Raw genomic sequence first — 20,846 nt, 5'->3', positions numbered from 1 at the left:
TCCCCATAAGTGGAATTTAGGGGTTGCTTCCTATAATTCTCGTTCAATATTTTTTTAAACTGGGGTGCTAGGATTCGAACCTAGGAATGGCGGGACCAAAACCCGCTGCCTTACCACTTGGCTACACCCCAATGTGCAGACTAGAAGATTATAACAACAAACTATAGAAATGTGTCAAGTATTGTGGCAAATATTTTTTGCGGCAGTATTGATACTCCTTTCCTCTCGTTCAAGTATGGGTAAATAAACCTGAGGGTGATTTAAAATTTGTCAATGGGAAAAATATCTGCTCGCCAGAGTTACGCCCCAAGAGAACATCCCAAATTTAATAGGAGTTTTATTATGTATTTTGTCAACAAAATAGTATCGGTTATATTTCTAACATCCATCATTATTTTAAATACTATACTCATACCCACCGCATTAGCTACCAACATCACCAATGGAGCGAAAATTTTTAATGCCAATTGTGCTGGTTGTCACATTAACGGTAGCAACATTATTAGACGCGGTAAGAACTTGAAAATGAGAGCCTTAAAAAAATATCACATGGATTCCCTGGATGCGATCGCATCCATAGTTACCAATGGTAAAAATAACATGTCAGCTTACAAAGAACGGCTGACTGAGCCAGAAATACAAGATGTAGCGGCTTATGTTTTACAACAAGCACAGCACAACTGGCGTTAATTGGGAAATCTTTACCATTAATTAATCTTTATTTCACTTGCGATTAACTTGGCTTGCATAGTATCAAATACTGCTTCCCGAGCAGAATTTTGTATTTCTGCGATCGGGAAGAGAAATGTTTGCTGTGAATTTTAGAGAACAATTTTAGAGTCCTAATTCCTAAGTAAGTTGATCCTGGAGAGAAGAAAATTCTAATGGTTAACGACAATAAAATTACTAACAAGTCTAAGAATCGTCCTTTTAGAGATGTTCTTCAAGCCCGAATATCTAGGCGTAATTTATTAGCTAGCAGTATGATGCTGACTGCTGCAGGCTTCGTCACAGCTGTAGCTGGGAATCAAGTCCAGCAAGCTGTTGCTGGTACGGGTCATAGAAGAAAGTTTGGGTCACATAAGAGAAAATACTGGTGGCGAAGGAGAGACTTGCTAGGTTTTGAACCCGTTAAAGTTGCTGACGGGAATGGCCCTGTACCCGTGATTTCTTCAGACTATGAGTATCAAGTACTGATTCCTTGGGGTACACCAATTCAGCCAGGTGGTCCAGAGTACGATGGCGATCCTCATACTCGCCCAACTGCTGATGAGCAAGCAGAGCAAGTGGGTATTGGTCATGATGGGATGCATTTCTTTCCTATTCGTAGACAGAGTGACCACGGGATGTTGGCCATCAACCATGAATTTGGCAGGAATTCCCATGTTTTAGGCAAAGATGCACCTGAAAGCCTTGAGGATGTCCGTCTCTCTCAACATGCCCATGGTGTTTCAGTAGTTGAGATTAAAAGAAGATTCAATGGTCGTTGGCGTGTGATACAGAGTAATAAAGCCCGTCGTATCCACGTTAATACGCCTGTAACCTTTAGTGGTCCAGTAGCAGATCATCCTTTGCTACAAACTTCTGCTGGTAATGCACCCAGAGGAACTGTTAATAACTGCGCTAACGGTTACACTCCTTGGGGCACTTATTTAACCTGTGAAGAAAACTTCAATGGTTATTTTGGTGCAACTGGTGACTGGACAGCTACGGAAGCTCAAGAACGTTACGGATTTAGCGAAAGCGGTTTTGGTTATGGTTGGGAGAATTTTGACCCTCGCTTTGACCTGTCCAAAGCTGAATATCAGAACGAGGAAAACCGTTTTGGTTGGATTGTTGAGATTGACCCAATGGATGGGTCTCAAACCCCTGTGAAGCGTAGTGCTCTAGGTCGTTTCAAGCATGAAGGTGTGGCTGTGACAGTTGGTCATGGAGGTCGAGTTGTTTGCTACATGGGCGATGATCAGCGATTTGACTACATTTACAAATTTGTTTCTGCCGGAAATTGGAGGCGGATGCGGTTTTTTGGAAAAAGTCCTTTAGATGAGGGCAAACTCTATGTAGCTAAATTCAACGATGATGGTACTGGGGAATGGTTGGAACTTACAATTGACAATCCTCTGTTACGAGATAAGTTTAAGGATCAAAGTGAAGTATTGACCTACGCTCGCTTAGCAGCTGATGAGTTGGGTGCAACACCAATGGATCGTCCAGAATGGACAACCGTTGCACCTGGTGAATATGTTTACTGTTCACTGACTAACAACAGTCGCCGAACAGAGGCTGATGGAGCCAATCCTTTAGCTCCTAACCCCGATGGTCATATTATTCGCTGGCGTGATACTAAGCACCATGTTGGTACTGACTTCACCTGGGATATTTTCGTAATTGCTGAAGATACTCACGGTACTGAACAATCCTTTAGTGACCCCGATGGGATTTGGGCAGATCATGATGGGCGCTTATTTATCCAAACTGATGGTACTCAAAAGGATAGTTTGAACAACCAGATGTTAGTAGCTGATACTAAAACAGGGGAAATACGTCGTTTATTCACTGGAGTCACAGATGATGAAATTACTGGTATTACCGTGACTCCAGACCTGCGAACAATATTTATTAATTCTCAGCATCCTGGAAATGGCGATCCGACTGTGACCAACTTCCCCGCAGAACAGGGTACTGGCAAAATCCCCCGAGATTGTACTTTCGCTATTGTGCGTAAAAACGGCGGTATTGTCGGCTCCTAGTAGTTGATCAAATCAACATTAAGAGCTACTCAAGATTCGTAGTTAGTTCGGTAACAGCTCCCCAGCTCATTCGTGAGGGTTAAGAAAACTGCACTTTCAAAATTCACCTGTGCGAACTTAACACTATCTGGTAATGGTCGTTGGGTACGCTGTTGCCAATTTTGTTGCGACTAGGGTAATAAATCTTTAAACACTCGTTCAAATAATTCGGCAGGAACAATGGTAACGAACTGGTACACAAAGCAATTTGGCGGTGGGTATTCTCAGCTCTAGAGCCTAAGAAAAAAGGCTAAATGCCCCGCCAATTAGCTTATTGTGGATTATCTTGATACAGAAAAGGCAAACGGCAAGCCAGTAAGATTAGTACGCTCACGGGTTGCCGCCAAGGTTGTTAAATTACTGTTCAAAGAACTGGTGCACAGCACCCAAAATTATCAATATTTTTAGAGTGAAATACCAGCTGTTATTTGTTCTGCATCCTGTTCATCATTCAACTGTTGATTAAGTTCGTCCCCATCTTCTGACTGGGCTGGTAGGGGAAAAGTTTTACCTGCTAGATAATCATCAAAGTGGTATTTGAAGGCAAGCCAGGAAGTCATATCTTCCACATTAAAGAAAGCATTAGGTATATCCTTAGGTGCATCCTTATACAAGGGGACACGATTATTTAGTTGTTCTTGGAGTAATTCTGGCAACTCACTAAAACCATTGACCTTACTACCATAACCACTGTAAATCATATAGCCGGGGCGATCGCCCATTTTCATCCAAGGAAGCCATTGACCAAATCTATCCCAACTTAGTCTCAGTTTAGAAACTGTTAGCAATTCTGGGTTTAACAAATCTGCTGTGGGTACGGTGAGTTTAAACAATTCAGCAGCTTGATAAATGGGAAATGGACTATATTCTGCAAATTTAGGATCGTCTGCTAGGGGGTTGGGGTAATTAGGAAATATATCAAAAACAAAAGTTGTTTCCTCTCCGTCCACCTGTGCAGGGAATTGACCTTGGAATAAACCTTGTACGGGATTATTGGCAACATGCATCACAGGGACGGTTTCTCCTGTCCAGGGATTTTCCCATTTTTGTAACATTTCGCCAGTGCTGGGATCGAGATAGTAAGTTAATTCCCTGGAAGTAAATTTCCATTCTCCTTCTTTGATGGGAATACAACGACTAACACTCATACCCATCATCTTAAATAGGAGCTTTCTTTTTTCTCCAGGCATAAAAGCATAAATACCACCTGCCCAGATGAGATAATTGGATTCCTGCGGATCCAGGGAAGAACGGGTTTTGACCCAATATTGGGCATCAAATAGTTGGGTGTTGGCTGCCATGATTAATATCCTTGATATAAATTAACAAAGTTTAGCTTTGAATAGGTGATAATGGCGAGATGCGATCGCTCCTTAGGCGGCTCTCTTTAAGTATCGCTACCTTTTCGGTTAACGGATTTCCAAGTTAATGTAATGTTTTGATTTATTCTTAACTATGGGAGTAAATTGTTTAATTCTAGCCAAAGAGCAAAAAGAAGACTGCCAACACCCTCGTTAATTTGTCGGTGGGAGTGTTAAATATTTTGATTGGTTTATAGAGAATTTAGAAGTACGAAGTCAGTCCTGAGGAAAAATTTTTCACCATCAAGAATGAGAGAGAGTTATTTCCCCTACACTCTCTTTCAAATCGGGAGGGGCGTGAATCCTCTTCTGACTTGTCCCTCCTACCTTCTGTCTTCTCCCACCTGCTTCCTATCTTCTTTAATATTTTTCCTTATCTTCATTCTGCTCACCACTCATTTTGACTCCTGTAGGCAGTATGGTACGTCCCCCCAAAAGTCCAAATATGGCTCCAGTGCCCATAAGCCAGGTATTACTTGTATTTTCTAGAATACGTTTTTGAGATTCAGAGAGATCAGGTTGACAAGCGAGCAAAACAGATGTACTTCCGGAAAGAAGAGTCAAGCCTACAACTGTAGAGAAAATAAGATTAAAGGTAGAGGTTTTCATTTTTTCATCCTGTTGTGTTAATAGTTACACATTACATAGGATGCTATTACCCCACTCAATACCCCACTTAAAAATACTAATAATGTAATTGGGGTCTTGTGGATACAGCTTAAATGCAGCTAAAATACCCTAAATAACACCCCAGTTTTTTTTTACACGTACCGAAATGCCAAGAACAAGCTACGGAGACGATAAGTGTGAGCAAGCCTGGAACTTGATAAATACACTTTTACAGGTGCGTGGAACTTCTCAGGGAAATTACCATGAAGTAGATGAATGCATTATAAAGTACCAAGAATGGGGTAAAGATACGCAAACTGGCAAGCCTTACATAATTGTTGAAGCTAGTCTGGCAGCTTTGAGCAGACTCTCTAAAAGGGTATTAACTATTGAGCAAATTCGCGAATCACTCAATGAACATCTGAGTGAGAGATTTCTAGGAATTTTGCAGGATCGAAGAACTAGTAAAGCCGGACGGGGAGCATCTAAATGGCAATTTTCATTACAACTTTGGTCCATAGATGGGGAGATAAATTATCGAGAGTTTAAGGCTCTCTGGCAAGAAAAGAAGCAAAGTAGAGGAAATGATGTACTTCCAAAAGTTCAGCCTCAAGTTGATCAGCAACTTCTTGCCCATGAAGAAAATTACAGTGACATAATTCATGTGGCCAATCTGCATAATTTTTTAGAACCATACGAACAACTGATCCAGGATATAGTTGATTTGATCAAGGAATATTTAAAACCTTTTGATGTAAAAACACTAAGTGAATCTGGGATCAAAAAAATATTATTAAACGTCATTCAAAGTATATCGAGAGCAAGTAATATTATTGTTTGGCGGCATCAAAAGTCTGGTGCATGGATTCAGGATTTTCATTCTCATGCAGATACATTAATTTATTCAGAAGCATTAGAAAATGTAATTCTGCCAAACATTAATGAAAAGAAAATATTCAGTAAAGAATCTCACGGTATTATAGTTGATTACCAAGAAATAACATATATTTTAGTACCATTAAGAAAAACATATAGCGTTAGTGATTCAACATTTATAGCTATTTGTGATATCAGAAGAGATGCAATATTTTTAAACGATCCCTTCGGAGCAATAATTTCTACAATTTATAGCCTTGATAATCAAAAAATTGTAGATTCTGATGTTGTAGAAGCAGAGATATTAGATTCTTTAAAGGAATCATTTAGATTTGTCTCAATTCATCTCTATCAAAGAAGATTTAAATTATTTCATCAGCGTCTGAAAAAGATGACTGTCCATTTTCAACCTATAGTTAAACTAGATCCTTTAGTACTTGAAGCTTGGGAAGCTCTGGCTAGAGATCCATTATCTACGCTGGCAGCTCCAGCAGATTTATTTAGAGCAGCCGAAATGTGGGGCGTAGAATTTAAGACAGAACTTGACCTATATTTCTTAAAAGTTGCGACAAAAGAATATAACAAAGCAAGAAATAAGCTGCAATTAAAGCGTTATCATGAATTCTTACCTTTATCTGTGAATGTGTATCCAGACTCCCTGATGAGATCTGTATATCTGGAAACTGTGCAAGATATTGTTAAAAGTAAGATAATTCCACCAGGCAAGTTAATTCTTGAAATTTCGGAAAAATCTGCTCTTCCTCAAACCTCATATTGGAATGATGAAAAACTTACTTGGGAATCATTCAGGCGAAGATTAAGGGAATATGCCCGTAAAGGAACTGGAGTCAGATTTGCAATTGATGATTTTGGAGTAGGCCATGCATCCGTCTCTCGTTTAATCGGGTTAAATTTAGAATATGTCAAAATCGACAGGGAAGTACTTAACTATACTGAAGAAGTTAGGGATAGGGTTGTAACATTTGTCCATGAAGCATTGATTGAAGCTGATCACTACACTCCCCACATAATCATAGAAGGTGTAGATCAGAATTACCCTATTAGTTTAAGAGGTCTGCTTGACATAGGTGCAAATTCAATTCAGGGTTACATTGTAGATAAACCCGTAAGTGAAATTTATGGTCGTCTTAGTGATGACCAATATAAACAACTACAACAACAACTAGTAGATGTTATGTAAATACTAGAGAACTAATTCATTTGCCATTACGCTTTATTTCGCCCTCGATAATCTCTTTGACAAACGCTGGCAGTTCTTTCTCCATACTGGCGGCTCTTTGCTTGAGCTTTTCATAAATCTCAATATCATCGCCTTCCCTAAGCAGATCTATTCTTCTGATATTACCCTAGATTGTTTGCGGGATACTTATGCCATAGATACTGTGAAAATAGTCCATAATTTGGGGTGCTCCCTGAATGAAATGGTGGATATAAGGCAAATCGAAGGATGATTAGCTCAGGGTTTGGGCTGGATGACTATTGAAGATTTACGTTTAAATGCCAAGGGTGAATTACTATCCAACAACTTGGCAACTTATAAGATACCTGATATTTACTTCATGCCAGACCAAATTGACATCAAGTTTTTAACTGAAGAAAATCCTATGACACCTTATGATTCTAAAGTCCTAGGAGAACCACCACTGATGTATGGTATTGGAGTGTTTTTTGCTATTCGTCAGGCGATGAGGGCGTTTAATTCTCAGGATGGGTTTGGGTTTGTATCACCATTAACACCAGAGAGGGTATTGTGTGAGTTGTATAGAAATGAGTTGCAAGAAATAGCTAAAAACAATGTCACAAGTCTTTCATTGCAACCATCTCAATAATTCAGGACTTACGATATTTATACAATATTCCATATCCCAGGATTAATGGTAATCCTATCAGATTGGAAGACTCAGGGACTTGAGTTGAATTATTGCCTTGGGCTTGAGTCAAAGCAATAGCAGTAATAGTCGTTCCCGGATTGCGAAATTGAAGATTAATCGCTTCAAAGGTAACTGGAGATTCCACCTGATCATTTGCATTTAGCCAATCTGAAGATTGAATTTTTAAAAGGGAAGTAAATTCAGATTTACCAGTCATTAAATCCCAGCTAATACCATTCCAATAAAACGAAGAGGCTTCATATTCAGTTGCGCTAACTTTACTAATTTTTAAACGAAAATCTGTGATATTTGTGTCTGGAATTTTGGGAAGTTCTAGGTTTGTTGATGGTGGTGGTGGTGGTGGTGGTGTTGATGGTGGAGAATCATTATTATCCTGCTCGAAACCATGATCTATATATAATTGGTGAAAATTATCCCCTGAATTTGATGGATTTTCAGGTCGCATTGCCATTTTTAGTTGAGCATCTTCATCAACATAATAAGGAATATTCCCATTTTTATCATAATAAGGTGCTGGTTCGTTGTCCGAGTAATTCAGACCAACATAATACTTATCTCTTTCTGTTTTCGCTCCGTTTGGTAAACTTGCACTCCAGTATAGAAAAATATCACCATTTTCTAGACTGAGTGGTGAATCAAGAATATAAGATGCTGTCCCCCATGAATCTGTTCCTTTTATCTCACCTGAATCAATTTCCGTGTCACTCAAAATCCAGTTAGTAGAATTATTGAGATCAGTATTTATAACTTCTGATTCACCATCATCATAGTTAAAATCATAGGCAAATGCTTTACTTGGTAAGCTAGACAAACAAGATAGAAGTATTGAAAATATGACTAAATCAATATGTAGGTTTTTAAAAACAAAATGTTTGATTTTTTGTATCATTTATATTTTTTTATCAATTATATAAAGGTTTTTCATACCAATTCACATAATGTTTGCAACATATAAATTATTCGTAAGGGCACGGTATCTACAATCTTTCAATATATAAAATTATCTTACTGGTGCCGTGCCCCTACCCATCTGCCTCATTATTTTTTCAAAATGGTATCAGCTTATTTGAGATGTATGAATCTATTATCTTCTTCACATTGATAACATTATTTTTTTTGTATGAGAATATTAGTTAAGTCAATTTCAAACAATCTTTAAATACCTGTAAATATACTTGTGATAATTATTTAAGTAAAACGATAAACTAAGAAAATACCAAAGGAAACAACTGCACCTCCCAATCCCACACTCCAGGTTAACGGATCTCCTAACAACCAATGACTGAGAAATAAACCAATAATTGGTGAGGTAAACAAAAAAGCTGAAATTGTGCTGACACTGTAACGCTGAAATAATTCTGCCCTGAGCACAAAAGCGATCGCATTTACAGCCACGCCCATATAAACAATACCTAGCCAGGAATCAGAAAACTGAGGAATAATTAAAGAAGACTCGAATATCCATGTTGCTAACTAGAATATGGTTATACTCATGGCTATTTGCCATAGGGTTGCCTGGATTGAACAAATATGGCGGATGACTGTGTGGATATGAAGAATCATTAAACCTAGCAAGGGAGAAAAACCCCATACATGAATGTAGAGAGCAACATGCAGAAAGAGCTCCCTTATGAGCGACTGCATCAAGAAAGGAATTATTGAGAAAGAGTGCTTATGCATCGCGGCACAATTATTTCTAATTTTTCCACAAATAAATTTGGGGGCTTGTATCCTTTTCTTTTTCGTTCGGTAAAAGGGAATGTAGAATTAGGAATTTAGAATTATTACCCTATCGATGAATCAAGTTGATGAAAGTGGAGAATTTATTTGTTGGTGTTCCCCAAAATTGGTTTTCATGAACTATTGATTATCTGGATGATCTGGAACACGCTCAAAAGCCGGACAGTAACCTTCCAAAGTCACCTTGAAGTTATATAAAGGGGAAGCCGGATTCCAACACCTCTGTCCCCTTTGATACTTACAACTACCGCAACAATCAATCTCAGACCAATTATAGCGATCGCTTGTTTGGTGAATTAGTTCTCTGGGAGATAAGCCCCGTAACACCAAATCTTCTCCTTGCCAACGGGCTTCCACTAACCCAGTATCGGCAAATTGTCGCCAGCGAGGATCTGTGGTCATAGTATCAGGGAATGTGATTGTCACCACTGCCCCTAATTCTGTGAGTTCTCCCTGATAATTAGTATCAGGAGCAGCAGGTTGCAAAAATGTATCACCTATGGGTAATTCTACCAGGATTCCTTCTGCTGGAGAATGGACATGATAGCGATTTTGTAGTTCTTCCAAGCTAGTTAAATCCGCGAGATAAGAAGGAGAACCGTGGATAAAAACAAGGTGCTGGGGACGTAAGTTATGAATTAGTTGGGTTGTACCAGGAGCATCACTATGTTGTGCCAACAAATAAGTTTCTACAATAGACCCTTTTAAGGACTGCTCATCAAACTTAATTTCTGTTTTCTCTGGTATAATAATCAACCAACGATCTGCCTGTGATTGATAGTATTCACTGAAGTTAGTCGTGGAGTCAGTCAGGATAATACAAGGGGATTTTCCCACATCAGAGGATTGTTCTGGTTGTAAACGACGTACCCGAGGACGAACCCTCTCATCCCAAAATAAGGGCTGATGGCGAGCAAAGTTTTGTACAGACGAAGGAAGGTGGGGCAGTAATTCCAGATAGGCATCACAACCAACGGCTACAGCCCCATCCACCCAAATATCTATATCCCTACCAGTAAAGTGGTGGTGACTGCGTAGAAGCATGAGCAGTTCTTGTCCTAACCCTAAAGCAGGAGTGGGTAAAAGTACAGAATAGCCCTCAGAGATGGCTCGATTAATTCTTTCTGCTAACTGATTTTCTTGATGACGGCGATGGGGGTGGCGGGATGTGCCATAGGTACCTTCAACTATCAACACATCCAACTCTAATCCCCGTAGTTCTTCTAGTCTCAACCCTTCTACCAATCGGGAATTAGAAAGAAAAAAGTCCCCTGTGTACATTAACTTGTAAGTTCGCTGGGGAGTCATGTAAGTCAGTAAGATTGCTACTGCTCCCGGTAGATGTCCTGAAGGGTATAGCTCCACTACCAAATTTTCTTTTAGTTCTACAGGCGTTCGTAACGGTAATGCCTGACAAAACTGGGGAATGGACTGTTCAGACTCTAACCAATTTAAAGGTAATAACTTACTTGTGACTTCACTGGCATAAATGGGTAATAGGGGAAACGCCTGATGTAATTCTAGTAAACCCCTGGCATGATCTGGATGAGCATGACTGACTAAAACTGCATCCACAGGTAAAGGCACACCTGGCTCACTAGAATATCTCCCCATATCCTCACTCAAGGATGAAATATCAGCTAGACCACAATCTAGTAAGAGCCGATGGGTTCCCAATCTAACTAATAAACAAACACCCTCACCATGATGGTGAACTCCATAAGTAAAACAATCTAATTCACTAGTCGCTTCCTCTACATAGTTATCAAAGGATGCTGACAAGCGATCACTCATGCTTTCTCCTCCAAACCCTTGGGGCAAATACCATTATGTGCCCCTATTCCCTAGCAATCTGGATGGTTTCTCGGAAGTACGCTTTCCTTCCACTGATGATGCCCTAAACAACATGGGTGACCATCATCCTTTCACTTGGGGACTAAGGGTATGTGTTGGTTAAGCTGTTTTCCATCAATGGGCAGAGCCATTACCATGATAGTTGTCAGAATCATAGAATCCATTCTTTGTGCCAAAAAATAAGCATGAGAGGGTAAAAATAACTGTTAAAACTATTAAAATCAGTTTTACATCCATTGTTCGTTTGCCTTTTACTAAACACCTTCTTCTATTATTAAAGCGTTTGTGCCCAACAAGGTGGTCACTACCATGCTTCAGGAAATTACACAATAAGTAAATGTACTGCAGGTAATCGTATCTTAGAACTTTTCAGTTCAACTGTCCATCATTGATAACAGCAAGATAATGCGATCGCCCTTTAACTAGTGTCCCTGAGGATGATAAACATCACTCTTTGAACTAAAACACAAACAGGAATAGTTTCAAAGTGAAATTAGAGAAACTTAAAGTTTATAACTGAAATACTTGGATAGCTCCATTCTCTGGTAAATCTTGAAGACGAATGGTAATGGTATGGCTGTTGTGACGCTTTACAGGCACTCCCTGCATAATATTCAGAAACTCATCCAGTGGGGAAATATTACATTGTTGGAGATCAGCAGCTTGGGTACGGTAATGGGTGGGAATGATCAGCTTGGGATTGAGGATTTTAATTGCGTCTTTCGCCTCTTGGGGATTGTAAGCCTTAGGTCCACCACCTACAGGGATTAATGCCACATCTGGACGACCCATGAGAATTTTCTGCTCAATGGAAATAGGTGCGGCGGCTCCTCCCAAATGAAGAATTTTAATACCTGCTTGTTTCCACAACCAAGCTGTGTTGATGCCGAACCGTCTACCTCCTTTGCGATCGTGATCTATGCCTATACCCTGAATCTGCATCCCTTTAAACTTATAAATACCAGGTTCAAAAACCAACTTCGGGCTTCCTGGTAGTTTCTCCACATACCCTTCATCAAGTAGTTGACTACTAATAGCGACTAAATCAGTTGCCACATTTGGCAATTCATATTTAGCAGTACAACCTCCGGGCTTAAAGGGATTAGTGAGAATTTTGGTGCCACTTCCGGTAAATAAAAAGCAAGTATGACCAAACCATTTAATTGATAGTGAACTGGCAGATTGGGCATTGGCTGTGAAGTTGGTACATAGGGATGCTAATAAACCCGCACCAGCATAGCCCATCAACTCTCGTCGTTTCATTAATTCTGTTCTCGATTCGCTAATTGTTCCAGAAAATTTTGTAATAGTTTTTTCCCAGAAGATGTCAAAATACTTTCTGGATGAAACTGGACACCTTCAATGTGGGGATAGTTCCTGTGACGTACACCCATAATCGTGCCATCCTCTACCCAAGCCGTAATTTCTAATACCTCTGGGCAAGTATGCCGTTCTATAACTAAACTGTGATATCTGGTTGCAGTCATGGGATTTTCTAAACCCTGGAAAACACCAACTCCAGTATGAGAGACAGCAGAGGTTTTACCATGCATCAACTCTGGAGCAGAAACGATTTTACCGCCAAATACCTGACCAATGCTTTGATGTCCCAAACAAACACCAAGAATGGGTACGCGATAACCGAGTTGCTGAATTAAATCTAAGGATATCCCCGCATCCTCAGGACGACCAGGACCAGGGGAAATAACTATACCATGGGGTTGTAAAGCTTGAATCTCTTCTATGGATATGCAATCGTTGCGAAATACCTTAATATCACCTGCTACTGGGAAATCTATACCCAATTCTCCCAGATATTGCACCAAATTATAAGTAAAACTATCGTAATTATCAATAATAATAATCAAAGCAGATGACTCCTGATTCTTTATAACCAAATTAAATCAGTTTATTTAGGAACTTGGATTTATTAGCTTACAATTCTTTGTTGGTTGGGGAGCCGTTGCGGTGGACGGTAAGCCATTGCGGTGACAGGGTTTCGCGGCATAAAAAGCTGCTGTCCACTGGTGCAACCCGTAGACGCGAAGCAACTTCTTGCAGAGTAAGGGTTTCCCGGTATATAGCAAGTGGCGTTTAAGCGACGGCGTAACCAAACATGAGATTACATAAATTTCAGATTTGTACTTTATTTTATCCCCATTCCTTAGCACGTAATACAATTTTAGATTTTAGATTGAAAATTATGATTGCGCTCACAGGCAAGTATAAAAATACGTTTTATTGACTACTGAGTGCCTATTTTCAAAGCAGTCCGGCAAAAATTACACCTAATAAAGGAGGTAATATCAGCATACCAGCTACTAAAAGGGCGACGAGAGCGGATACAAGTACAGCGCCCGCAGCACAATCTTTGGCAATTTTAGCTAATTCATGGTAAGTATGCTTAACTGTTAGATCTACAACTGATTCCAGAGCTGTATTCAATAGTTCCAAAGCCAGTACTAAACCACTAGTAATGCCAATAATTGCAATTTCTACGGATGAAAGATGTAAAATCAGGCTTAAGCTAATGGCAAAAGCACATACACATACATGAATACGAAAATTTCGCTGGGTGATGAAAGCATAGCTAATACCAGACCAGGCATATTTAAAGCTCATGAATAAATTCGAGGCTACCTGCCATGATAGTTCTCTTTTTTTAGCAACTACCACTTCTAGGGTATCTGATTTTGGTGGAGAAGAAACTTGTTGTGACATGGTCATAAAGAATATAACAGCTAACTAAATGAACAAAAATCTGAAGTTAATTTATTCGGAATCGCTATTTTCTACGAAAAGGATTATACCAGGCAAGATTAATAGTATCTTTGAACCCAGTGTAATCAACAACTACAGATAGTCAATAGTAATACCAGATTCTTTCAGTAATATTACTTGTTGACGACACATTTTGTGTAAAGTTTCTGCGTCGGGATGATCCCAGCCCAACAGATGTAATAAACCATGAGAAGCTAGCCAAGCTAACTCTGTTAGTAAAGTATGTCCTTGGTGATCAGCTTGACGTTGGGCAGTATCAACAGAAATAATGATATCACCAAGGTATAAAGGCATGGAGGCAAGGATTTCCGGATTTTGAGGGCATTCCACCTCTAATGCGGCAAAAGCCAGAACATCTGTAGGTTTGTCTTGATGGCGATAATCAGCGTTGAGAGTCTGAATTTCTGGGTCACTTACGAACAATAATCCAATTTCATAACTTGGTGCTGATGGAAGATAAGAATGCAGAGTCTCCAACCAAATTTCACACCAATTTTGCCATATTTGGGGGGATATTTCGGATAGTTCTTGTTTAGTTAAATTATCGGCAGATGTTTTGTCAATTTGACTCTGTACATATACTTCAACTTTCACTAGTTGAGCAGTCTCCTTCACACCTATTATACCTACTAATTATTTTGTCTTCAGCGAGTTAAATAAGCCAGACCAACAAGTAGAGCAAGAATTCCTACTGTTGAGAGAGCAAAATGTTTTAGGGAAGTACTTCCTTTCTGAACCATATTACGCATGGCTAGTTTTACATAGGAAGGTTGAGATTCTGTGGAAGAAGATTTGCTCATAGTAATTGGCTCCCTAGTTTTTTCATAAATGTAACAATTTATTGAGTATTTTCCCTAAAAAAATAAAGAATAGTAGTCAGTATAGTAACAAGTACTTAAACTTATTTAACCATAATCTAACTACTAGAAGTTGCCAATTAAGCAGAAACAGATTCGACTAGTTGATTTTCTTGGCGTAAGTAGGATTGAATAAACATGTCCAACTCACCGTTCATCACATCAGCGATCGCAGTTGTTTCCACATTCGTCCGTAGATCTTTTACCATTTGGTAGGGATGAAATACGTAATTACGGATTTGATTTCCCCAGGAGGCTTCTACCATATCCCCGCGAATTTCGGCAATTTCTTGGGCACGTTGTTCTTGAGCAATTACTAATAGCTTTGCTTTCAACCTGATCAGTGCTTTTTCTTTATTTTGCAATTGGCTACGTTCTTCCGTACAGCGAACAGAAATACCCGTGGGGATGTGGGTTATACGCACAGCAGTTTCTACTTTGTTGACATTCTGCCCACCTTTACCACCAGAACGGGATGTGGTAATTTCCAAATCTTTTTCTGGAATTTCCAGTTGGACGGAACTATCGATTTGTGGCATGACTTCCACCCCAACAAAGCTAGTTTGGCGTTTACCATTCGCATTGAAAGGGGAAATTCTCACTAAGCGGTGAGTGCCAGTTTCCGAGCGTAAATAACCATATGCATAGCGACCAGAAATTTCTAAGGTAGCAGATTTAAGACCAGCTTCATCACCTTCAGAAAGTTCTGATAGGTGTACTTTATAACCGTGATCTTCTGCCCACCGGGTGTACATACGCAGCAACATTTCTGCCCAATCTTGAGCATCTGTACCGCCAGCCCCAGCATTAATGGTGAGTATTGCACCTTGCTCGTCATATGTGCCGGAAAGTAACTGGAGTAAATCCCACTGTTCTAGTTCGCGGTTAAGTTTATGAACTGTAGATTCGGCTTCTTCCAGTAAACCTTGATCAGTTTCTAATTCCAATAACTCTAATACAGCTTTAGTATCTTCCAAACTGCTTTGCCACTGGTAATACTGTTCTAAGTGTGCTTTCAGGTCATTCAGCTCTTGGAGAATTGCTTGAGCCTGGTTGCGATCTTCCCAAAATTCTGGTTGGGCTGAAATTTTCTCTAGGTCTTGAATTTTCGCTTGTAGTGCAGGAATGTCAAAGATACTCCTGAGTTTTACCCAGGCGGTTAGACAACATTTCGATTTCTCGTTTTAATTCTAATACTTCCATTGTGCTGATTCTTTGAAAGGGTGCTTTGGATGGTAAGTATATATGCAAAAGAATTATCTGACTACAGATAATAGTCTTGTCAACAACTATTTATTTTCTTGATTGTAGCGATATTTGAGGATTTGTCGATATTTCTAGAGATAAATCTGAGGTTAGTCACCACTAAGGGACTTCCTAATAAAATAAACAATCCCTCGAAATGCAAGTGAGTAGGGGAAGCAAAGCAATTAGTTCAAATCCAGAAATTGAGTAATTTATTTTTTGGTGTGCACTAAGTATCCTGAAGCAAGCTTAAGTGGTGCCAATTTATCCTATTTTTGAGAATAAAATTAAGTATTAAATACGACAGGTAGAAACCCCTTTACCATTAACAGAACCTTCCATTCCCAGCATGACTGCCTTAACTCTTTGTCTTGGTGTACCGTGATGATGGGCACTAACCCGGGCATAATCACCTATACGGTGGGCAAAGGTAGCAACTTCTCGAATATCTTGGTTATCAAGCTGAACATTGGGGAGTAATCCCAAATAAACACCTGCTAAGCAGTCAGCTTGTAATTCTGTAATGTGTCCAACTCCTGGTCTAAACTGATAGGCGGTTTGCATGGCATGGGCATATTCATGGGCAATAATATAAGCTAGTGCAGCATCTCCATGTTGATAAGCCATACGTATATCTGTGTTCGGAATGTAAACAGTATGGTTCTTGGTACAGTAATGACTACCATAAATCGGTCCACAAGCACCACGCTTACCTCTAATCACATTCCAAATTAGTCGAGGAGTAGCTTTATAGCCGTGAATCTTTTGGATACCAGCATATACCTCATTTACAACCCTTCGGGGATGCCATTCTCTCCCATGAGCTGGTAAGGTTCCCAAAAGAGTTCCTATGCCAATCGCCACTGTAGTCAATACCTTAAATATCTTCATGGAGGAAATTCCCAAACAATGGTGTCTATTTATAAAATCACATAGATACCGGGTCAATTTCACAAAAAAATATTAAAGAATTGTTGACTGCTCCTCAAGCAAGTATATGTAACAAATAATAAGTCATAAGTTTTACTTCCTTGTCTACCTTCCCCCCTTGTTGTCCTCCTTATCTTCTTATTTAGCGGTACGGTTATCAGCCCATAGAATCTCTATCTTGACCCTGCCTCTTAGTTTCGATCGCGGTACATTGAAATATATGGGTGACAAGTCAGCCTCCCACGAAAAAATCTCGCAGCCCAATATGAAAATACTTCTTTCACTCCCTCACTCTTTCACTCCCCATTTTCTAGCTAGGAGTGAGAAATTAAGAATAACCAACGAATCATTAGTTAATGATATTGTTGCGCCAAACTAGATAGTGCTTATAACAACCAGTAGATTATGAGTCAAAAAATACAACAGGCAATTAAATCAATTTTAAAACCTCTTTTCCTCGTCTGCCTAGTGGTGGTATTGGCGCTAAATCAAGCAGATACAGCCCTTGCAGCTCGTAGTGGTGGTCGAATTGGCGGTGGCTCCTTCAGAAGAATGCCAAGTAGCCGTACTTATACTCCTCGTACTCGCGCTCCCGGTGGTTACTATCCTGGTGGTGGTTTTGGCTTTCCCTTTTTACTTCCCTTCTGGGGAATTGGAGGAGGCTTTGGTGGTTTATTTAGCATCTTGATTTTTATTGCGATCGCAAATTTCATGATGCAAGCTTTCCGCCGTTTTGCCAGTGGGGAAGGAGAAGAGGTTGGTTATGATAGCAATCCATTGGTATCTGTAACCAGCCTACAAGTAGGTTTATTAGCTGATGCTCGTTCATTACAACCAGAATTGAACCAAATTGCAGCAAAAGCTGATACCAATACTCCCCAGGGAAGGGCAGAAATTTTACAAGAAGCCAGCCTAGCTTTACTCCGTCATCCAGAATACTGGGTATATGCAGGTAGTAATTCTAAACAAGCACGCCTCAATGCTGCTGAAACTGAATTTAATCGGTTGACACTAGCTGAACGGAGTAAATTTTCAGGGGAAACTTTAAGTAATGTCAATAATCAGCTCAAAGCAGTTTTAGCCGAGGATGCTTTATCATCAACCAAGGAAGTTGATAATCCCACAGACTTAATTAAGGAAGGTCCTGGGGAATATATTATTGTGACTTTATTGGCGGCTACCTTAGGTAAGATGACCATTTCCACCATTAATAATACTGATGATTTACGTCAGGTTTTAGGTCAAATAGGTAGTCTTGCGGGTGAGCAACTTTTGGCGATGGAAGTTCTCTGGACTCCCCAAGCCGAAGGGGATATCCTTACTAGCGATGATTTATTAGCAGAGTATGCAGATTTAAAAATCATCTAGCCAGTCAGAGGTTGGGGGGATCAGGGAAGGAGGGAAGGAGTGATGGTTGATGGTTGCTAGTTGCTAGTTGCTAGTTAGTTATTTCATCTCCCCACACTTCCCACACTTCCCACACTCCTCATACTCCCCCTGCTCCCTGCTCCCTGCTCCCCATGTGTAGCTTTATTTTGGAGAATTGGTATAAACTCTCTTCAGATTCCAGTTTTGCAAAAAAAATATCTTAGTGGGAGCAGAAAAGCTCAAACTAAGATATATACCTGATTTGTCTATGATGATTATTTTGTCCTTAATTACCACCGGAACGATTAATCAATTTTGACTCTTCAATGATTACCCGAGACTTTTGATTATTAGATACAGAACGATTAGCTATTTGTTGTTGAGAAAACATTTCTCGCAAAATCAAAGCCGGATCTACATGCTTGTTGCTAAATTTTAGACCCCAATGAAGGTGGGGACCCGTTGTCCTTCCAGTCATCCCTACGCGACCTATTCTATACCCTGTAGGTACATTTTGGCCTTCTGGAATTTGGATACCTCCCGGACGATCCACTAAATAGCGACGACCTTTGATGGTTTCCACATGTCCCAACATATGACAATAGGTATGTTGCCATTTTCCAGACTTCAGAACTATGTGGGTACCACAGCCACCACGATCTGCAACTTTGATTACTTTTCCGGCCCACCAGTTACGGATATAGCTACCTTGAGGAGCAGCAATATCTAAACCACCGTGAAATTCCCAATTTTTCCCTCCTGTGGCAGATCTCCGATAACCAAAGGGTGAGGTATATGCCTGAAAATTTTCCACGGGGAAAGAGGCAGATACCCAACTACTAGTTTTCGCCAATTGCTTTGAGTTGAACTCAACAGCTTTAACATCTGTAAAATCAGGCAACAGAGTCATTGCACTGACAATGGTTATTCCTAATAAAAATACCATAAATCTAGATAGTATTTTTTGTTGTTGCCACTTTTTCATTTTGTCTGTCTCAAACTAATACAGTTATTCACCAACTTTTGTCAACTTCCATAGGATACTAAGACTGAATATTTATAAATTCTTAGTTATCTTACTTACATTGACTAATTGCTCAGAAATATCTAATTTTATAGACGATAAAACCTGTCTGAGATTATGTTTCCCACTTCCTACTTCAAATAATCATGAGATAAAAATTAAAATAATTAAATAATTATTAATAGCATTAATATACACTCACTTAAGTATATATACTGGTATTTTTGGGCTATGATAAATTCTATAAATATGACTATAATTTATTTTCAGCAGAGTTAATCCAAGTCAGGGCAATAAGTAAGTCGGCACAATAAAACCAAACTATGTGAAGAATAGTAAATAAGCCTAAAACCCTTGTTCCCCCTGCTCCCTGCTCCCTGCCCCCTGCCTTATCCAAACGATAATTTTTTACGCCAACCTACTTAATTGAATATACAATGAATGTATAAATGAATCCTATATTAAATAAGTAAGCATCTTCTGAGGCGTATATGAAAGTGGATTTGCTGAGTTAATAACTATGCTTTGTTATTACAAATAGTTTGTATCAGAAAAATATAGGGAATGATGACAAATTTTGGTGTAATAGAGGTAAGTTAGATAATTCTGATCAATAAAGAGAAGATTATGCAAATAGTCACAATACCTACATTTTTTATCGTAAAAACATCTGATATCTCAAGTTAGTAGGGAACAAAAATGGTGTAAAATGCAAGTTTAAAATATTGCCACAATTTCAACCATAAATAATTGGGTTGAAAAATAAAAAAATTATTTTTAAGGAAACTACACCATGCTGACTGAGATATTACCGTTCCGGGTTAATTTAGATGCAACAATGATCGCCGGAATTAGTTTATGGTCTTTAGCTCTATATTTAGGGTTATCTCCAGTCGGTGAGTGGGTGATGTATCAACTTAATCGCTGGTTTAACTTTGCCGAGCGATCGCTGTACACTAGTCAAGCAGAATTTGAGCGAACCCGGAAGGCAAGGGAATCACAAAATGCTTTTTACGCTTCATTGTTCAGTATTATCCCTTTTATTGTGGTAGGTATTTTTTTAAACTGGGGTGTGGAAGTTAGTTTAGGACGTAGTTGGGCAATCAGTATGGGTATACTTGCTTCTATGGGTTGCGGTGTGTATGAGTTAGGACGCAGAAGTGAGCAGTCTTCTGAATAAAACCCACATTTAATAGTCAATCTGGGGAAACAATTTTCTTGAGAATCAAAAAAATCTCATGTTTAGGCTGATTTTAGTTGCTATTTTACTCATATTATTAACAGCTTGTGGTAATGGCGTACTACCACCCAATCGCAACTTGATCCAACAAGCGATCGCAATTCAATTGGAACAAACCCAACAGCAACTCAGGGAACAACTAGATTTGGATTTCCAGGGTTTTGAAATCAATCACCTTGCGATTAGCAAAAAAATACCCTTGATGATAGAGCATCTACCGGCTTACCACTTACAAGGAGTTTACGATCTCAAATTAAAT

At 39.4% G+C, this 20,846-nt stretch carries 20 protein-coding genes, 1 tRNA gene and 1 pseudogene; 8 read left to right on the top strand and 14 right to left on the bottom strand.

Going from position 1 to position 20,846, the window contains the following annotated elements:
* Window positions 1-59 precede the first annotated feature (59 nt).
* Window positions 60-131 (bottom strand) — tRNA-Gln (locus tag CALSC_RS15320).
* A 211-nt stretch (window positions 132-342) separates the two neighbouring features.
* Here CALSC_RS15320 and petJ point away from each other — a divergent pair.
* Window positions 343-690: a cytochrome c6 PetJ gene (petJ, locus tag CALSC_RS15315; RefSeq protein ID WP_088242189.1), complete on the top strand. Its 348-nt coding sequence runs from the start codon at window positions 343-345 to the stop codon at window positions 688-690.
* Between the two features lie 194 nt (window positions 691-884).
* On the top strand, window positions 885-2,750 hold the full coding sequence (locus CALSC_RS15310; RefSeq protein WP_088242186.1) for a PhoX family protein: 1,866 nt from the start codon (window positions 885-887) through the stop codon (window positions 2,748-2,750).
* A gap of 443 nt (window positions 2,751-3,193) precedes the next feature.
* On the opposite strand, the gene CALSC_RS15305 is transcribed toward CALSC_RS15310, so the two are convergent.
* Both CALSC_RS15305 and CALSC_RS15300 read right to left on the bottom strand, forming a co-directional pair.
* The gene (locus CALSC_RS15305) at window positions 3,194-4,090 is read right to left on the bottom strand and encodes a DUF1838 domain-containing protein (RefSeq protein ID WP_088242185.1); all 897 of its coding nucleotides are present in this window, start codon (window positions 4,088-4,090) and stop codon (window positions 3,194-3,196) included.
* Window positions 4,091-4,510: 420 nt separating this feature from the next.
* Entirely contained in the window at window positions 4,511-4,759 is a 249-nt protein-coding gene (locus CALSC_RS15300; protein WP_200817645.1) for a hypothetical protein, read from the bottom strand.
* Between the two features lie 166 nt (window positions 4,760-4,925).
* On the opposite strand from CALSC_RS15300, the gene CALSC_RS15295 reads away from it, so the two are divergent.
* Both CALSC_RS15295 and CALSC_RS15285 read left to right on the top strand, forming a co-directional pair.
* A complete protein-coding gene (locus CALSC_RS15295; protein WP_088242184.1) occupies window positions 4,926-6,836 on the top strand; it encodes an EAL domain-containing protein in 1,911 nt (636 codons plus the stop codon).
* A 283-nt stretch (window positions 6,837-7,119) separates the two neighbouring features.
* On the top strand, window positions 7,120-7,485 hold the full coding sequence (locus CALSC_RS15285; protein ID WP_268807216.1) for a hypothetical protein: 366 nt from the start codon (window positions 7,120-7,122) through the stop codon (window positions 7,483-7,485).
* Between the two features lies 1 nt (window position 7,486).
* Here the strand turns inward: CALSC_RS15285 and CALSC_RS15280 are convergent, their stop codons facing one another.
* The 3 genes from CALSC_RS15280 to CALSC_RS15270 form a co-directional block, all read right to left on the bottom strand.
* Window positions 7,487-8,359 (bottom strand): PEP-CTERM sorting domain-containing protein, encoded by an 873-nt coding sequence (locus CALSC_RS15280; RefSeq protein WP_235006803.1) that lies wholly within the window; start codon window positions 8,357-8,359, stop codon window positions 7,487-7,489.
* Window positions 8,360-8,736: 377 nt separating this feature from the next.
* Entirely contained in the window at window positions 8,737-8,988 is a 252-nt protein-coding gene (locus CALSC_RS15275; RefSeq protein WP_456151088.1) for an EamA family transporter, read from the bottom strand.
* Window positions 8,989-9,408: 420 nt separating this feature from the next.
* Window positions 9,409-11,082, bottom strand: coding sequence for an MBL fold metallo-hydrolase (locus CALSC_RS15270; protein WP_088242180.1), 1,674 nt, complete (start codon window positions 11,080-11,082; stop codon window positions 9,409-9,411).
* Between CALSC_RS15270 and CALSC_RS27490 the strand changes: the two genes are divergently transcribed.
* Window positions 11,081-11,245, top strand: coding sequence for a hypothetical protein (locus CALSC_RS27490; protein ID WP_235006802.1), 165 nt, complete (start codon window positions 11,081-11,083; stop codon window positions 11,243-11,245). The genes CALSC_RS15270 and CALSC_RS27490 overlap by 2 nt on opposite strands.
* Window positions 11,246-11,652: 407 nt before the next feature.
* Here the strand turns inward: CALSC_RS27490 and CALSC_RS15260 are convergent, their stop codons facing one another.
* The 7 genes from CALSC_RS15260 to CALSC_RS15230 form a co-directional block, all read right to left on the bottom strand.
* Window positions 11,653-12,405, bottom strand: a complete 753-nt coding sequence (locus CALSC_RS15260) for an MBL fold metallo-hydrolase (RefSeq protein ID WP_088242178.1) — start codon at window positions 12,403-12,405, stop codon at window positions 11,653-11,655.
* Window positions 12,405-13,010 carry an anthranilate synthase component II gene (locus tag CALSC_RS15255; RefSeq protein ID WP_088242177.1) on the bottom strand — a complete coding sequence of 202 codons (606 nt, stop codon included), beginning with the start codon at window positions 13,008-13,010 and terminating at the stop codon, window positions 12,405-12,407. The genes CALSC_RS15260 and CALSC_RS15255 overlap by 1 nt, the downstream gene beginning before the upstream one ends.
* Before the next feature lie 394 nt (window positions 13,011-13,404).
* The gene (locus tag CALSC_RS15250) at window positions 13,405-13,863 is read right to left on the bottom strand and encodes a diacylglycerol kinase (protein WP_088242188.1); all 459 of its coding nucleotides are present in this window, start codon (window positions 13,861-13,863) and stop codon (window positions 13,405-13,407) included.
* 132 nt (window positions 13,864-13,995) lie between these two features.
* Complete coding sequence (gene ybeY, locus CALSC_RS15245; protein WP_088242187.1) at window positions 13,996-14,517, bottom strand: rRNA maturation RNase YbeY; 522 nt, start codon at window positions 14,515-14,517, stop codon at window positions 13,996-13,998.
* Between the two features lie 50 nt (window positions 14,518-14,567).
* On the bottom strand, window positions 14,568-14,723 hold the full coding sequence (locus CALSC_RS15240; protein ID WP_088242176.1) for a DUF3285 domain-containing protein: 156 nt from the start codon (window positions 14,721-14,723) through the stop codon (window positions 14,568-14,570).
* A gap of 137 nt (window positions 14,724-14,860) precedes the next feature.
* A protein-coding gene (prfB, locus tag CALSC_RS15235) for a peptide chain release factor 2 (RefSeq protein ID WP_143288269.1) occupies window positions 14,861-15,983 on the bottom strand; the annotation gives its coding sequence in 2 pieces (ribosomal slippage) (window positions 14,861-15,910 and window positions 15,912-15,983; 1,122 coding nt in all).
* 336 nt (window positions 15,984-16,319) lie between these two features.
* Window positions 16,320-16,916 (bottom strand): neutral zinc metallopeptidase, encoded by a 597-nt coding sequence (locus tag CALSC_RS15230; RefSeq protein WP_088242174.1) that lies wholly within the window; start codon window positions 16,914-16,916, stop codon window positions 16,320-16,322.
* Between the two features lie 444 nt (window positions 16,917-17,360).
* On the opposite strand from CALSC_RS15230, the gene CALSC_RS15225 reads away from it, so the two are divergent.
* Window positions 17,361-18,323: a DUF1517 domain-containing protein gene (locus CALSC_RS15225; protein WP_088242173.1), complete on the top strand. Its 963-nt coding sequence runs from the start codon at window positions 17,361-17,363 to the stop codon at window positions 18,321-18,323.
* Between the two features lie 286 nt (window positions 18,324-18,609).
* Here the strand turns inward: CALSC_RS15225 and CALSC_RS15220 are convergent, their stop codons facing one another.
* Window positions 18,610-19,308, bottom strand: a complete 699-nt coding sequence (locus tag CALSC_RS15220; RefSeq protein ID WP_088242172.1) for a M23 family metallopeptidase — start codon at window positions 19,306-19,308, stop codon at window positions 18,610-18,612.
* Between the two features lie 832 nt (window positions 19,309-20,140).
* Here CALSC_RS15220 and CALSC_RS15215 point away from each other — a divergent pair.
* Together CALSC_RS15215 and CALSC_RS15210 are read left to right on the top strand one after the other, a co-directional pair.
* A complete protein-coding gene (locus CALSC_RS15215) occupies window positions 20,141-20,527 on the top strand; it encodes a hypothetical protein (RefSeq protein WP_088242171.1) in 387 nt (128 codons plus the stop codon).
* 58 nt (window positions 20,528-20,585) lie between these two features.
* Window positions 20,586-20,846 (top strand): annotated as a pseudogene (locus CALSC_RS15210) (hypothetical protein); the annotation flags it as partial.

The organism is Calothrix rhizosoleniae SC01 (assembly GCF_900185595.1).
In the GTDB taxonomy this organism is placed as follows: Bacteria; Cyanobacteriota; Cyanobacteriia; order Cyanobacteriales; family Nostocaceae; genus Calothrix_A; species Calothrix_A rhizosoleniae.
The sequence above is the reverse complement of the archived record's forward strand: the minus strand, read 5'-3'. Positions and strand labels throughout refer to the sequence as shown.